This is a genomic window from Nocardiopsis suaedae (assembly GCF_027706745.1).
Taxonomy (GTDB): domain Bacteria; phylum Actinomycetota; class Actinomycetes; order Streptosporangiales; family Streptosporangiaceae; genus Nocardiopsis_A; species Nocardiopsis_A suaedae.
Genome location: NZ_JAQFWP010000006.1, coordinates 134,872 through 149,604, shown reverse-complemented (window position 1 = coordinate 149,604; position 14,733 = coordinate 134,872). Strand labels below are relative to the sequence as shown.

Here is a 14,733-nt window from a genome sequence, read left to right as displayed (position 1 = left end):
CCGCCTGAAAGGCACCCGCGACACCGTGCGTCCCACAGACAACGGCGACCGCCCCCGCCGCCTGACCGCCGGCACCAACACCCGCCACCCCGCCGGAATCCGCATCGTCGCCGCCGTCCTGGCCGTGGCCGCCCTGGTTCTGGGCCCATTCGGCTACGTCAACGGCGTATCGGCCGACACCGACTCGGCCTCGGAGTGGTACACCCTGGGCTTCGCCGCCTCGGCCGGACTGCCCCTGCTGGCCGCCGCCATCACCACCGTGGCCGGCGACCGCCGCGCCGCCCTGTGGTGCCTGGCCCTGCTGGCCTGGCCGCCCGTCTTCATCGCCGCCGTCCACCTGGCACCCGGCGCCTGAGCGCCCGGCCACCGCCTAGGCTGGGCGCCGACCCGCACACGACCACCGGCACCCGGGGGAGGGGACGTGTCGCCCAAGAAGAAGCACAAGAACAAACGCAATACGGCCGCCGCCCCCGCCGCGCCCGGCCCCGCCCCGGCGGGCGGCACCCGCACGGCCGAGGCCCCCTCGCGCCGCCGCACCCCGGTCCGCCTCGACGAGCCCAAGCCCCGCTGGCCCATCGCCCTGTGGACCCTGCTCACCCTGGCCTGGCTCGGCGGCACCGCCCTGTTCTTCCTGCTCATCCTGGCCGAAGGCCTGGCCATGATGGACCCCCAGCGGTCCGCCGAACCCTCCCTGCGCGCCACCGCCTGGTACCTGGTCGGCATGGTCACCTGCGCCCTGGCCGTCCCCGCCGCCGGCGCCGCCACCGCCGCCCTGCTGCGCCGCAAGATCGCCGCGGGCCTGTTCACCCTGGCCACCGCCGCCTCGGCCATCGCCGTGTTCACCCTCGCCGGCCCCGCCCAGATCATCGACGCCCTGCGCGGCGGCCTGTCCGCCTGACCCCCGCCCCCGCGGCGCGCCCGTACCGCCCGCCGCCCCGAATACGCCATCATGGACCACCGTGGGCGCAACGACACCAGACCACCACCGGCACACGGACCCCGCCCCCGGCGGCGGCCCCGGCCCCACCGGCCCGGCCGGCCCCGACGACGGCACCGGCCGCCCCGAGGACGAACACACCGAACACCCCGACGCCGCCGACGCGCTCCCCGTCCCCGCCGAGGTCCGCGCCCGCCTCCGCCACGTCGACCACAGCGTCCTGGTCGACGAACGCGCCCTGGACCAGGTCCGCCGCCGCTTCGACGCCGACCAGGCCGGCGCCCTGGCCCGCTACCTCACCTCCGCCCAATCGCCCAACACCCTGCGCGCCTACCGCACCGACTGGGTCGCCTTCACCGCCTGGTGCCTGGCCGAACACCGCACCAGCCTGCCCGCCGACCCCGTCGACGTCGCCGTCTACCTCGCCGCCGCCGCCGACACCGTCCGCGCCGACGACCCCGACCGCTGGGCCCTGTCCCCCTCCACCCTGGAGCGCAAGGCCGCCGCCATCGCCGCCGTCCACGGCGCCCACGGCCTGCCCTCGCCCACCCGCGCCGACGTCGTACGCCTCACCCTGCGCGGCATCCGCCGACGGCGCCGCACCGCCCCCCGCCGCAAACGCCCCGTCCTCCTGCACACCCTGACCACCCTGCTCGACCACCGCCCCGAACCCGGCCACCCCACCGGCGCCGCCCGCGCCCGCGACACCCTCCTGCTGCTCACCGGATTCGCCGGCGCCCTGCGCCGCAGCGAACTGGCCGCCCTCACCTTCGACGACACCGCCGTGGGCACCGACCCCCGCACCGGCGACCCCCTGCTCGTGCTTCGCCTGCACGCCACCAAGACCGACCAGGAGGCCCGCCACGACCACCAGGTCGCCCTGCCCCGCGGCCGCCACCGCCCCACCTGCCCGGTGTGCGCCTTCGCCGACTGGGCCGACCTGCGCACCGCCCTGCGCGACGGCGGAACCCGCGCCCTGCGCACCGCCCTGGCCGAATCCGCCGAACGCGAACACGACCCCCGCACCCCCCACCGCTGCCACACCTGGACCGGCACCGACTTGGCCGACGGCACCGCCCGCCCCCTCTTCCCGCCCGTCGACCGGCACGGCCGCATCGGCGACCGCCCCGTCTCCGGACGCGCCGTCGCCGAACTCGTCAAGCGCTACGCCCACCGCGCCGGACTCGACCCCGACGCCTTCGGCGGCCACTCCCTGCGCGCCGGATTCGCCACCCAGGCCGCCCTGTCCGGCGCCGCCGACCGCGAGATCATGCGCCAGGGCCGCTGGACCAACCCCCGCACCGTCCACACCTACATCCGCACCGCGAATCCGCTGGAAGACAACGCCGTGACCCGCCTCGGGCTGTGATCCGACCGTGTCCGATATGTGCGACCATTTGCGGGTGATCGATGAGTTTCGCGCGGCATTCCAGGAGCTGATCGACGCTTCCGTCGCCTCGGACACCGAACGCTTCCCCGAAGCGGTGCACCGCGTCTACAACCTGGCCCACCACGTCCCCGCCGAAGAGCGGGAACTGGCGCTGGAGGCCCTGGGCACCCTGCTGTCCGGCGGCCACACCGGACCCGGGATCACCGCCGACCTGTGCGTGGTGGCCGGAGCGCTGGTGGAGTCGGGCGCCATACCCGGGGAGACCGGCACCACCGTCGTGCGCCTGCTGCGCACCATGGGCCAGGGCGCCGCCGTCTTCCTGCACGCCTGGAACGCCGCAGGCGCCGGAGACGTCCCCGACCCCGACGAGGTCACCGCCCAGGCCGAACAGACCGTCGCCGAGGACCTGGGCGAGACCGCCGCCACCGCCACCATCTGCTGGTGGACCATCCGCCGCCACGCCCTGGCCGCGGCCACCATGCTCGCCGACCACCGCGTACGCGCCGCCGTGCGCGCCGACACCGCCCTGGGCGCCGAGCTGATCGCCATCTCCAACCAGCTCTCCGCCGCCTTGGAGGAGTTCACCGAGATGCGCGCCCTGCTGCGCATGACCGGCGCCACCTCCGCACTGGTCCTGGACCGGGCCACCGGCCGCGCCTTCCGCGTGTTCTTCGAGGGCATCGGCGACAACTTCCAGCTGCACACCCTGCTCGCCGACGCCCTGGTGGGCGAGCAGGGCCAGGGCCTGCCCGGGCACCGCCCCGACGAGCGCTGGACCGCCGCCTTCCGCGACGCCGAGCCCGACCCGGCGGCCGGCCCGGTCAAGGGCTGGTGGAACCTGGTGGCGCTGGACGGCTCGTGGGTGTGGAACGAGGGCGTGCCCGCCGACATCCCCACCCACGACGGCGAGCACGTGCTGGTACTGGACGCCCAGCCCTTCCCGCGCTCGTGGAGCGCCCGCAGGCGCCACCCCCAGGTGAACGGCTGGCTGGAGGTCGACACCGAGCTCGGCACCGAGGAGGCCGAGCAGTGGTGGGCCCGCGCGTCCGCGCCCGCCGACACCGCCTCGGGCACCTTCTCGGCCTTCGAGCGCCCGGCGGCCGCGGCGGCACCCCCGCCGCCCGCCCCCTCCGCGGGCGGGGAGGGCGCCGCGGCCCCCGGGTGGGACCGCGCCCCCGAACCCGCCGCCGGGCTCACGGCCGCCGCCGAACCCGCCGCCGACACCGCCGGACCGGCCGCGGCCGGCCAGGGCAGTGCCGATCCGCCCGTGGAAACGCCCCCGGCCCCCGCCGCCGACGCCCCTGCCGACGGCGGCGCCCGCTCCGATGCCGACTCCGGCCCCTGGCCCTCCGCCGAGGTCACGCTGCCGGGGAGCGGCCCCATCGAGTCGGGGCTGGGCCCCTGGCCCGGCTACGGCCATGGCCCGCGGGAGGATCCGGCGGCCCCCGAGTGGGACCGCGCCCCCGACCCGGTGCCGGTGCCCTCCCTGTCCGGCCACGCCGATGCCCGCGAGGACGAGGGCGGGGAGCCGCCGGAGGAGCCGGACGCACCGGCCCCCGAGTCCGAACCCGATCCTGAGTCCGCTCCCGAGCCCCAGGCCGCGGCGACCGAGCAGATCCCTGTGCTGACCGAGGAGATGCTGCGCGCCTACGACCAGGAGCGCGCCTCCCAGGCCGAGGAGGAGCCCGACCAGGGGCCGCCCGGCAAACGCATCCTGCCGCCGCTGCCGCCGGGGGTCTCCAAGAGGTCCGGCTGGGGCCCCACCTGGCGGTGAGGTTCCGGCCGACGGGGATCCACGGCGCGGTGTCCGGCCTGTGAGGTGTGGGGGCGGGCCCACGCCCGTCCCCACACCTCGCAGGCCGGTGGAGGCGCTGTGCCTTGCCGTCGGGCGTCGGCCGCCGGGGCGGGGTCCCGGTCTCTGGGCACACGGGCCGCCGGGCGGTCTTGGAGCAGGTCCAGGCGTACCGGGGCGCCGCAGGCGCCCCGGAGGCATCGTGCCCGACCCCCGCACCCGGGCCGTGTCGCCCGGACCAGGGCCGTCGCGAACGGCGTCCAGGCGCCTCCCTCGCACGGCCGCTGCGTCTCCCGGAGGTGGGGGGCGGCGCGCCCGCGCCGCCGAGCGGCGAGAACGCGGCGTGGGGCACGCGATGCCCCCCGGAGCACCCACGGACGGCGGCAGGGGCCAGGGGCGGCGCCGGAGCGCGGCGCCCGCTCCCCACAACGGCGCGGGCAGACCGCTCCGCCGAACCGTCCCGGCCCACACGGTCCGGGGGAGCGGTGCGGGCCGGCCGGTGCCCCACGCGATCCCGCACGGCTCCCGTCGCCCGGGCAGGCGTCCCGGACGGACAGGGACGGGCCTCACCCGCCCGTCGGCCCGGCCTGCGCCGGCTCCGGGGCGCGGCACCGCACCGCCGCCGCCCGTCCTTCTCAGGCCGCGTGGCGGCGCCGGGAGCGGGGCGAGTCCCCGTCGTCCCCGTCGTCCTCGTAGTCCTCGTCGTAGAGCCCGTCGAAGTACTCGTCCGGGCTCACGCCGCCCGGCTCCTCGCGCACCCAGCGCGAGGGCACCAGCATGGGCGCCACCATCAGCACCGCCAGCGGCAGGAACACCCCCAGCCCCAGCAGCTGCACCGCCCCCTCCTGGCCCGGCACCCACGCGGGGACCCGGTCGGCCAGCCCCGGCCGCAGGACCGCCACGGCGCTGGCGGCCATCAGGGTCAGCCCGGCGATCCCGGGCAGCATGGGCGTCAGCCGGGGCCCGACCAGCGTCACCGCGACGACCAGGGCCACGCCCCCCAGACCGGCGACGGTGACCGCGCCCGCGGTGTCGGCGAAGGTCCCCCCGGCCCCGTTGAGCGCGGCCAGGCGGGGCTGGGCCCACCCGACGCCGAGCACGACCACGGGGGCGAGGAGGAGACCGACGAAGAATCCGACGACGTGTCGCACCGAACAGCTCCTCTCGAAGTCGAGCCTGCACCATAGCGACAATTGCCGCCACCTGGGCATCTCGGACACCCGGAGTGATCGGCGCACCCGGCCTCCGCGCCCCCGCGCCCACCCCCGATCGCCCGCTGGGCCGCCGCTGACGCCCACGGCCCCACCCCCGGGAAAAACACGCACAGTAGCCGCCGCCGGGGGTCCGGCCCCCTGGAGCGAACGCACGCCCTCCGCACCCCGCGACCACCGCACCACCCGCCCGCGCACGAAAGAATCCCAGCTCACAACAGGGGAGGGCGGCCGGTCCGCGCCGCGCCCGCCACCCGGCCCACGCACGGCGGCCGGACCGGGGCCACAAGTCCCCACTTCGGCCGCCGAAGGTCCCGACCCGGACGCCGGTGCCCCCGGGACCGGCCCGACCACCCCGCGCGCGCCCAGGCGCCGTCTCGGCGGCGCCTGGGCCGTGCCATAACTCCCGCCCCACCGGGAGTGACCCGACGACGCCGCCCCTGACCGATCTCCGCACGCCGCACACGACCGAGTGCGCGTCGTCGCGGCCGACGGGAATGCCGCCGGCCGACCACGGCCCGGACACGCCGGGGGACCCCGCACGCCGCACGCGGCCGGCGCCCGCGCCCGGATGCGCATCGCGGTCGCCGAACGAGAAGACCGCCGAAGCGCCCCACCGCAACACCCGCCTCCGGGCGGCACCGCCCTGCACCACCCGACACGGCCGACCCGCTCCCGGCCGCGCCCACCAGGCACCCGCCCCCGGCGCCTTTAGGCTGGTGGGCGTGAGCGACGACCAGCAGCGGACCGGCCCGGACCCCGCCGAGGACCCTGACGTGATCGAACTGGCCACCCGCGTGTTCAACTTCGCGCGCACCGGCGACAGCGGAGCCCTGTGCGCCTACCTGGACGCGGGCGTACCGGTGGACCTGACCAACGACAAGGGCGACACCCTGGTGATGCTGGCCGCCTACCACGGCCACCCTGAGGCGGTGCAGGCCCTGTGCGAGAGGGGCGCCGACCCTGACAGCCTCAACGACCGCGGCCAGTCGCCCCTGGCCGGAGCGGTCTTCAAGGGCGAGGACCAGGTCGTGCGGATCCTGGTCCGCCACGGCGCCGACCCCGCCGCGGGCACCCCCTCGGCCGTCGAGGCGGCGCGCATGTTCGACAAGCAGGAGTTCCTGGACCTGTTCGGCAAGGGCGCCCAGGACTAGGGCGAGTTCCTCCGATCGTTTTCGGCCCGCGACCACGCCAGCGCTCGCCGCTCACCGGCCGGCGCGCGGCCCTGTCGGCGCGCACCGCCCCGAACACCCGGCGCACGAACGCGCGCACGCGCTCGTCATGGCGCACCCGCACCATCCGGATCCCGGAGAACGCGCTGTCCAGCCCCCGGTGCCCGCCCCGGCTCAACCGCACCCGCCCACGCCGACGCCGCGCCGCGGGCGAACGGCGAAGGGGAGGTGCGGAGACCGCCCCCGCCGGACGCGGCTCCCGGCGGGGGAGAGGGGCCCCGACGGCCCACCCTCCCTCCCGAAACGACGAACGGGGGCGGCGCCCGGCGCCGCCCCCGCGAACCCGGCCAGGTGGCCGGCAGGCTCCTCTACTCGGCCGACCGGCCGCCCGGCGCCTCCTCGCCGCCCCGGCCACCGTCACCGACCCCGTCACCGGGCGCGCCGCCGCCACCGGAGGCCGCGCCGCGCCCGTCGGCCCGGGTGTACAGCGGCTCCGAACTCACCGGAGCCGCCCCCCACCTCCGGCGCGCCTCGTAGGCCACCAGCACCACCGCCACCGACACCAGCGTCGCCACCAGGGGAGTGCGCTGGTCCGGCAGCACCGCCATCGCCCCCAGCACCGCCACCAGCGCCACCAGCACCGCCCACGACAGGTACGGGAACCCCCACATGCGGAAACGCAGCCGCTCGGGCTCCTCACGCCGCAGCCGCGCCCCCATCACCAGCTGGGAGGCCACGATCACCAGGAACAGCACCAGCAGGATCGCGCCGATCGAGGCCACCAGGAACCCGAACACCGCATCGCCCCACAGGTAGTTGCCCACCACCGAGGCGTACCCCACGCACGTGCCCAGCAGGATCGCCCGCGCCGGGACCCCGCGCCGCGTCACCGACGCCAGCGCCCGCGGGGCGTCCCCCTGCCGGGTCAGAACGTGCAGCATCCGCGAGGAGGTGTACAGCGCGGCGTTCAGCACGCTCAGCACCGCGATGAAGACCACCACCTCCATCACCAGCGGCGCCGCGGGCACCCCCACCGTCTCCATCACCGACACGAAGGGGCTCTTGAGCAGCTCGGCGGTGTCCCAGGGCACCACCGCCACCACCACCAGGATCGAGGCGATGTAGAACAGCGCGATCCGCCACAGCACGTTCGTCGTGGCCCGCGCCACCCCCTGCTCGGGCTCGTCGCTCTCCCCGGCGGCGATCGTCACGATCTCCACGCCCCCGAAGGAGAACAGCACCACCACCACGGCGGCCAGCACCGCCGCCCACCCGTTGGGCGCGAAACCGCCGTGCGCCCACAGGTTGGACAGCGTCATCCCCGCGCCGCCGGGCCACAGCCCCAGCGCGTACAGCCCGCCCAGCACCAGGAACCCGACGATCGTGGCCACCTTCACCAGGGAGAACAGCGACTCGGTCTCGCCGAACACCCGCACCGAGATCAGGTTGGCCCCGGTCATCACCACCAGCAGCAGCAGCGACAGCAGCCACCCCTGCAAGGGGATCCACCCCGAGAGCATCGCCGCGCCGGCCACCGCCTCGGCCGCCACCAGCACCGAGTACATCCACCAGTACAGCCACCCGATGGCGAACCCGGCGCGCGGCCCCAGGGCCAGGCGCGCGTAGTCGGAGAAGGAGCCCGAGGCCGGCCGCGCCACCACCATCTCGCCCAGCGCGCGCAGCGTCAGCAGCACCAGCGCACCGGCGATGGCATAGGAGACCACGGCCGCCGGCCCGGCGGCGTGGATCACCGCGCCCGAGCCGATGAACAGGCCCGCGCCCACCGAACCGCCGATGGCGATCATCGCCATGTGGCGGCGGCGCAGCGTGTGCGCCAGGCCCGGCCTGCCCTTGCCGTCAGCGGAAGAGGTCGTCGTCGCCCCCCGGTCGGGGGATTCATCGTGCGAGGTCACAGCCCACGAGGCTACGCCGTGCAGCCGCCCGGGCACCGCACCGGGGCCCCGAAGCGGCCGCGCCCGCCCCCGGAAGTGAGCAAGGTCATCCCCGGGAGCCGCCCCGCGGTGGGCCCGCCCTCACCCCGCCGCGCCCTCGGCCCCCTCGCCGTCCGGCCGCAGCGGCCGCAGCGCGTGCTCGGCCTCCTCCTCGGTCAGCAGCCCGCTGCGCGCCGCCGTGCGCAGCGTCTCCTTGGCCAGCAGGATGTGCTGGCGCGACCTGCCGCCCGGCCGCGTGATGCGCCCGTCCCGCCACAGCGGCTTGAGCGCCAGGTAGGCGTGGGCGTCGCTCAACCACCCCTGGTCCAAAGCCGACAGAAGATCCTCGCGTGCGCTCAAGGCCTCATCACCGCCCCGTCGTCACCGACAGCGTCCCGGCGGAGCGCGGACGCACCGTGCCCCCGCCAGAACCGAAAGTAGCGACCCTGGGCCCCTCTCCGGGGCCGTTTCGGCCAATCCCGGCGACTTTTCCACGCCCGGGACCTCAGGGTTCACCCCCGTGACGCCCGAGCGTCCCCGGCCGGGCACCCCCGCAGCGGCCCCTCGCGCGAAAGGACGGGGCCGGAGAGCGCCCTCTCCGGCCCCACCTCGCCCCCCGGCCCCTGGTCGCCGGGCGCCGCCCGCTAGGGCACCACCTCGATCGGGGTACCGGGCAGCCGCGTCTTCCACGCCTCGGCCCCATGGGACACCACCACCGGCCACCCCTCGTAGCCGGCACTCGCCCAGATCACATGGGCATCGGCGGTGGACAACCGCTCACGCTCCCAACGGGCGGTCAGGCGCGCGACCCCCTCGGCCACGCCGCGCCCCACCTCGCCGAAGGTGAACACCGGCGCGTCCAGACGCGCCGCGACCGCCTCCAAGCGCCGCTCCGACAGCGCGTCCAGCGCCTGGACCAGCGCCAGCGTGGGCACGTGCAGGGGGATCACCTTGCGCTTGGCCACGCCCACGAGCGCCGCCATGTACACCGAGCCGTCGAACCACGACGACAGCGCCGAGGCCGTCAGGATCTTGCCTCCGATCACGCCGCCGCCTCGCCGTCCGCGCCCTCGCCCTCGCGCTCGGGCAGGGGACCGCCGGTGACCTCCAGCGCCCACTCCATGGCGCGCTCGAACTCCTCGGGGTCGCGCCGACGCGCCTCCTGCATGTCCTCCTCGATGAGGATGCCCGCGTTCGCCTGCCTGCGCACCTTGTCGGCCATCGCATCGTTGACCACGGCCGACACCGACCGCGCCTCTCCCGACTCCACGAGCCGCTCGGCCCACGCCAGCAGCTCGGGGTCCAACGTCACCGTCACGCGCTTCTTCACCTCGCTCATACTTTCATCATACTCACGGGTCCGCCCAGCACAGGGGGAATCCAGCAGGACGGACGACGTGAAACTACAGCCCCGCCCCCTCCGCCACAGGAAAACCACCGACACCACCGCCAAGGCACCAAAAAAGAGGCGGCCCGAAAGCCGCCCCTCACCACGCGAACACCCCGCGCACCTCACCCCGGCGCAGGCCCCTCCAGCACACGCGCCTGCTCCCCACCGCCCTCCACCGCACGGCGCGCCTCCCGCACATCCACCACATCGGCCGCATCGGCCACCAGCCGCGAGAAGTTCACCGGCTGGTCCAGACTCACCATGTGCCCCGCCCGCGGCACGTTCACCAGCCGCCCCTCCGCACACGCGTCCATGAACCGCTTCTCATGGATCCGGAAATGGTCCCGCGCACCGTTCACCAACCACACCGGCCCCGGATACGCCCCCAGCGCCCCCAGCACGTCCATGTCCGCGATCTCATCGATCACCGACCGCGCCGCCTCCATCGCCAGACCGCCGTCCAACACCGCATCGGCCCCCTCATCGGGCAGCGTCAACCGGTGGAACCGCTCGTTCACCGACAACCCCTTGTCCGGCAGCACCTCCAACAACGCCGCCGGAATCCGGTACACCTGCGCCAACGACTGCGCCGGACGCGCCGTACAGCTCGCCGCCACCAGCCCGGCCACCCGCCCCGGACTCGCCGCCGCCGCCGCGATCGACACGAACCCGCCCAGGCTCAACCCCACCAGCAGGCAACGCCCGCCGACCCCGTCGACCGCGTCCAGCACCGCGTCCACCGCACGCCCCAGCGAGAAGTCCTCACCCCGCCGCTCACCGTGCCCCGGCAGATCCGGCGCCACCACCTCGCGCCCCTGCTCCCGCAGGAACTCCACCTGCGCACGCCACATGCTCCCCGACACCCGCAACCCGTGCACCAGCACGACCGGAACACCCATGACCGACAACCCACCCCTTCACACGGCCCGAACCGACACCAGCACCATCACGAATACGCCACCGTCACCGGCGCATGGTCCGACCAGCGCCCATCATGCGAGGCCGCCCGCTCCACACGCGCCGACACCGCCCGCGCCGCCAGCCCCGGAGTGGCCACCTGGTAGTCGATCCGCCACCCCGCATCGTTGTCGAAGGCCCGGCCCCGGTAGGACCACCACGAATACGGACCCGCCTGATCCGGATGCAAAGCCCTCACCACATCCACATACCCCGCCTCGTCGAACACCCGCGACAACCACGCCCGCTCCTCGGGAAGGAACCCCGAACTGCGCCGGTTGCCCCGCCAGTTCTTCAGATCCCCCTCCCGGTGCGCGATGTTCCAGTCCCCGCACACCACCAGGTCCCGACCGGCCGCCTCCACCTCGGCCCGCCGCCGCACCAGATAGGGCAGGAACGCCCCCATGAACCGCTCCTTCTCCTCCTGCCGCGCCGTGCCCACCTCACCCGAGGGCAGGTACAGGCTCGCCACCGTCACCGCCCCCAGGTCCACCTCCACATACCGGCCCGACCCCGCGAACTCCTCGGCGCCGAACCCCACCCGCACCCCGTCCGGGTCCGCACGCGAATACACCGCCACCCCCGCACGCCCCTTCACAGCGCCCGGGACCACCACCGCATGCCACCCCGGCGGCGCGGCCACCTCCCGCGGCAGCTGCTCGGGCACCGCCCGCACCTCCTGCAGGCACACCGCATCGGCCCCCGTGGACGCCAACCACTCCACGAACCCCTTGCGCGCCGCCGCCCGCAACCCGTTCACGTTCACCGTCGAGATCTCCATAGGCACAGGCCCACACCCTAGTGCGCCCCCGCCCCGCCGCCGCCGACACCCGCCCCGGCCTCCGGGCCCGGCACCGCCCCGCCACCGCCCCCGTCCTCCCCGGACCCCTCCGACAGCCGGCGCAGCACCCCATAGGTCCGGTTCGACCGCGCCGCCTCCCGCTGCGCCGACGCCGTCACATCGATGTAGGACTGCGACGACGTCAACGACGTATGCCCCAGCAGCCGCATGATCTCGGTGACCGACGCCCCGTCCTCGGCCAGCCGCGTGGCGAAGGTGTGCCGCAGCGCGTGCACCAGCGTCCCCCGCGCCACCCGGTCGTGCACCCCCGCGTGCTTGTAGCACTGCCGCACCAGGTACTGCAGACCGCCCCGCCGCAGCCCCTCGCCCCGGTTGTCCACCAGCAGCGGGTCCCCGCCCCGCACCCGCACCCCGAACCGCGCCTCCCGCGACCGCAGATACGCCTCCACCAGCGCCTCCAACGGCGGCTCGATCGGCAGCGACCGCGTCCGGCCCCCCTTGCCGACCACCCGCACCCGCCGCTCACCCGGCCGACCGCTCACCGAGTCCACCCGCAGCCCCAGCATCTCCGCCGACCGCAGCCCCGTCAGCAGCGCCAGCGCCATCACCGCCAGATCCCGCTCGGGCCAGGGGTCCCGCGCCCGCCGGCACCCCGCCGCCAACGCCTCCAGCAGCCGCTCCGGCGTGTCCTCGCCCATCAACGGCTTGGGCTCGCCCTGCCGCAGCCGCGGACGCCCCACCGCCTGCATCGGATTGCCCGCCAGAGCCCCCTCGGCCACCCAGAACCCGAAGAACCCGTTCCACGTCGACCAGGCCCGCAGCACACTGGACGGCGCCCGCTCGGCCGCGAAGTCCGCGAACGCCCGGCGCATCACCTGCGCGTCCAGCTCGGCCAGCCCCACCCGGCCCGGCTCCCGGCCCAGCGGCCGCGCCGCGCACGCCACGACCCCGCGCAGGTCGCGCCGGTAGGCCGCCACCGTGTGCGGCGACGGCTTGGCCGCCATCCGCGCCACCAGGTAGTCCTCCACCGCGTCCAGGGCCCGGCGCCCCTCCGGGGCCCCCTCCCGCGCCCCGCCGCCGGGGGAGGGGACCGGATCCGGACCGGGGCCCGGGGCGGCCGACCGCACGGAACCTCCATCGAACTCCGCAGTGCTCATGCCCCCAACCCTCCCCGATCCCGCCCCCTGCCACCACATCGGCCCCGGGCGTTTTCGAACAACCCGCCCACCGCTGTTCGACCGCCCCCGCACAACCGCTCCACCGCACCCCGCAGGCCGGGGCAGGGGAGCGGGGCGCACCCGCCCACGACGCACGAGGGGCGGGACGCCACGCGCCCCGCCCCGCCGCCCACGACCACCGGCCCGGCCGCGCACCTCACGGAATACGCTTGGCCGCCCACATCGACACCACGTGCAGCGGCCCCTCCAGCGGACCGCGCCGCACCAGCAGCCGCCACACCGTCGCGAACACCAGCGCCCCCACCAGCACCGTCAGGTCCAGCCGGTCCGAGACGAACCCCAGCGGCGTCCCGTCCACCAGCCCCGACTCGGCCAGCCGGATCACCAGCACATGCCCCACGTACGTGGTCAGCGCCAGCGCCCCCACCGCCGCCAGCGGGTACACCGCCCACCGCAGGTAGGGGGCCACGATCAGGCACAGCCCCAGCACCGCGATCGCGATCCCCCCGGCACCGAACACCTCGAACGGCGTCCCGCTGTGCCCCGCCGACACCAGCAGCCACGCCCAGTCGTTCACCGGCACCGTCCCCGGGAACCCCACCCGCAGCGCCTCGGCCACGCTGGAGGCCCCGCCGTGGCCCGCCACGGCCTCCGCGTCGAACGACGCCTCCAGCCGCGCGCGCCCGCCCAGCGCCAGCGCCGCCCAGGACGCCGTGTAGGCCACCGCCGCAAGCCCCGCGCCAACGCCCACCAGCGACCACTGCACGGCCCGGCGGCGCAGCCGCAGCCGCCCGATCGCCATCCCGGCGAACACGAACGGCATCCAGGTGATGGCCGGGTAGGCGCCGGTCAGCAGGAAGTTCACCACCCCGTCGTCGGCCAGCGCCACCAGCGGGTCATAGGAGTTCACCGCCGCCACCGGCCCCCGCAGCGGTCCGCCCTCGGCCATCAGCCCCCGCACGTAGAACGAGACGACCGGGCCCAGCACGCCCAGCACCGCCGCCGTGCCGGCCACGATCTTCCACCGCTCGCTCATCAGCGGCGCCGCCAGCACGAAGAACACCGCGTAGTAGGCCAGGATCACCGACACCGGGGTGCCGGTCATCGTCAGCAGGGTGCCCACCGGCAGCATGATGAGCCCGCGGATGACCACCCGCCACAGCGCCACCCCCATGTCGTGGCCGGCCCTGGGGGTGGGCCCACCCGACAGCAGCGCGATCGACACCCCGGCCAGCAGGGCGAACAGTGCGGCCGAGCGGCCCGACACCAGCCCGTACAGGGCGTTGCTGCCGTCGGCCAGCGTCCAGCCCACCCCCACGTGCACCACGAACATGCCCAGCACGGCCAGGCCGCGGGCCACGTCGATGCCCACCAGGCGGTCGGCGGCCTTCTTCGCGGCCCCCGCGCCCTCGGAGCGCTCGCCGGGGCCCGGGCCGCCGGAGCGCTCGGCGGCGGGGGAGGGCTGCGCGTCCGCCCGCCCGGACGGGGCGGCGGGCGCGGACGGGGCGGTCCCGGCGGCGGAGGCGCCGCGGGCGCTGTCGATCGGGTCGGCGGCGGTCTCGGCCGCGCCGTCGCGAGGGGAGGGGCTGATGCTGTTCGACACCCTTCGAGCATCGCGCGCCGGGGAGCGGAATGCAGGGGGATGGGCGGGTTGTGACCGCTTGTGGCCGGGAGGCACCGCAGCGGCGCCGCGGGGACAACGCGGAGGCGGGGCGGCGCGTCCTACCGCTGGCGGTGGGCCCGGCCGGACGGCCGACGTGCCGGATTTGAGCCCTTTAGGCACTAAGTCAAGATTGCCCCAGTTTCGTGCATAACGCACTTTATGCATGAAACACGGATCACTCCCCGACGGGACGGAACCGGGGCACCGGCGGCGATCCCGGCCCTTGGAGCCCTGTTTACCCGCGCACACGGCGCCCGTCGGCACCCTCGGAGGGGAGTTCGGCCGAGGCGGCAGCCCGCAGGGCGGGGGC

Annotated in this window: 14 protein-coding genes; 5 read left to right on the top strand and 9 right to left on the bottom strand. The window is 75.7% G+C overall.

Annotated elements, in window-relative coordinates:
* The first annotated feature begins 25 nt into the window (after positions 1-25).
* From O4U47_RS05390 to O4U47_RS05375, 4 genes are all read left to right on the top strand, one after another.
* Complete coding sequence (locus O4U47_RS05390) at positions 26-355, top strand: hypothetical protein (protein WP_270676425.1); 330 nt, start codon at positions 26-28, stop codon at positions 353-355.
* 66 nt (positions 356-421) lie between these two features.
* Positions 422-898 (top strand): hypothetical protein, encoded by a 477-nt coding sequence (locus O4U47_RS05385; protein WP_270676419.1) that lies wholly within the window; start codon positions 422-424, stop codon positions 896-898.
* 61 nt (positions 899-959) lie between these two features.
* The gene (locus tag O4U47_RS05380; protein ID WP_270676418.1) at positions 960-2,306 is read left to right on the top strand and encodes a site-specific integrase; all 1,347 of its coding nucleotides are present in this window, start codon (positions 960-962) and stop codon (positions 2,304-2,306) included.
* A 34-nt stretch (positions 2,307-2,340) separates the two neighbouring features.
* Complete coding sequence (locus tag O4U47_RS05375; protein ID WP_270676417.1) at positions 2,341-4,101, top strand: hypothetical protein; 1,761 nt, start codon at positions 2,341-2,343, stop codon at positions 4,099-4,101.
* A gap of 653 nt (positions 4,102-4,754) precedes the next feature.
* Here O4U47_RS05375 and O4U47_RS05370 read toward each other — a convergent pair.
* Positions 4,755-5,270 (bottom strand): hypothetical protein, encoded by a 516-nt coding sequence (locus tag O4U47_RS05370; RefSeq protein ID WP_270676416.1) that lies wholly within the window; start codon positions 5,268-5,270, stop codon positions 4,755-4,757.
* A gap of 779 nt (positions 5,271-6,049) precedes the next feature.
* On the opposite strand from O4U47_RS05370, the gene O4U47_RS05365 reads away from it, so the two are divergent.
* Complete coding sequence (locus tag O4U47_RS05365) at positions 6,050-6,484, top strand: ankyrin repeat domain-containing protein (RefSeq protein WP_270676415.1); 435 nt, start codon at positions 6,050-6,052, stop codon at positions 6,482-6,484.
* Positions 6,485-6,870: 386 nt separating this feature from the next.
* On the opposite strand, the gene O4U47_RS05360 is transcribed toward O4U47_RS05365, so the two are convergent.
* The 8 genes from O4U47_RS05360 to O4U47_RS05325 all read right to left on the bottom strand — a co-directional run bounded on the left by O4U47_RS05360 (position 6,871) and on the right by O4U47_RS05325 (position 14,363).
* On the bottom strand, positions 6,871-8,313 hold the full coding sequence (locus tag O4U47_RS05360; protein WP_270676424.1) for an amino acid permease: 1,443 nt from the start codon (positions 8,311-8,313) through the stop codon (positions 6,871-6,873).
* A 222-nt stretch (positions 8,314-8,535) separates the two neighbouring features.
* Complete coding sequence (locus tag O4U47_RS05355) at positions 8,536-8,793, bottom strand: hypothetical protein (protein ID WP_270676414.1); 258 nt, start codon at positions 8,791-8,793, stop codon at positions 8,536-8,538.
* A gap of 284 nt (positions 8,794-9,077) precedes the next feature.
* Positions 9,078-9,479 (bottom strand): hypothetical protein, encoded by a 402-nt coding sequence (locus tag O4U47_RS05350; RefSeq protein WP_270676413.1) that lies wholly within the window; start codon positions 9,477-9,479, stop codon positions 9,078-9,080.
* The gene (locus O4U47_RS05345) at positions 9,476-9,772 is read right to left on the bottom strand and encodes a ribbon-helix-helix domain-containing protein (protein WP_270676412.1); all 297 of its coding nucleotides are present in this window, start codon (positions 9,770-9,772) and stop codon (positions 9,476-9,478) included. Before O4U47_RS05345 ends, O4U47_RS05350 begins: the two co-directional genes overlap by 4 nt.
* 173 nt (positions 9,773-9,945) lie before the next feature.
* The gene (locus tag O4U47_RS05340) at positions 9,946-10,722 is read right to left on the bottom strand and encodes an alpha/beta fold hydrolase (RefSeq protein ID WP_270676411.1); all 777 of its coding nucleotides are present in this window, start codon (positions 10,720-10,722) and stop codon (positions 9,946-9,948) included.
* A 47-nt stretch (positions 10,723-10,769) separates the two neighbouring features.
* The gene (locus O4U47_RS05335; protein WP_270676423.1) at positions 10,770-11,561 is read right to left on the bottom strand and encodes an exodeoxyribonuclease III; all 792 of its coding nucleotides are present in this window, start codon (positions 11,559-11,561) and stop codon (positions 10,770-10,772) included.
* 17 nt (positions 11,562-11,578) lie between these two features.
* Positions 11,579-12,586: a tyrosine-type recombinase/integrase gene (locus O4U47_RS05330; RefSeq protein WP_270676422.1), complete on the bottom strand. Its 1,008-nt coding sequence runs from the start codon at positions 12,584-12,586 to the stop codon at positions 11,579-11,581.
* Positions 12,587-12,956: 370 nt separating this feature from the next.
* A complete protein-coding gene (locus tag O4U47_RS05325) occupies positions 12,957-14,363 on the bottom strand; it encodes a DUF418 domain-containing protein (protein ID WP_270676410.1) in 1,407 nt (468 codons plus the stop codon).
* Positions 14,364-14,733 lie beyond the last annotated feature (370 nt).

Bases quoted from the DNA above. Each gene is read 5' to 3' on its own strand.
- O4U47_RS05360 (WP_270676424.1), bottom strand. From the start codon at position 8,313: ATGGCGATGATCGCCATCGGCGGTTCGGTGGGCGCGGGCCTGTTCATC.
- O4U47_RS05345 (WP_270676412.1), bottom strand. From the start codon at position 9,772: ATGAGCGAGGTGAAGAAGCGCGTGACGGTGACGTTGGACCCCGAGCTG.
- O4U47_RS05340 (WP_270676411.1), bottom strand. From the start codon at position 10,722: ATGGGTGTTCCGGTCGTGCTGGTGCACGGGTTGCGGGTGTCGGGGAGC.
- O4U47_RS05335 (WP_270676423.1), bottom strand. From the start codon at position 11,561: ATGGAGATCTCGACGGTGAACGTGAACGGGTTGCGGGCGGCGGCGCGC.
- O4U47_RS05330 (WP_270676422.1), bottom strand. From the start codon at position 12,586: ATGGCGGCCAAGCCGTCGCCGCACACGGTGGCGGCCTACCGGCGCGAC.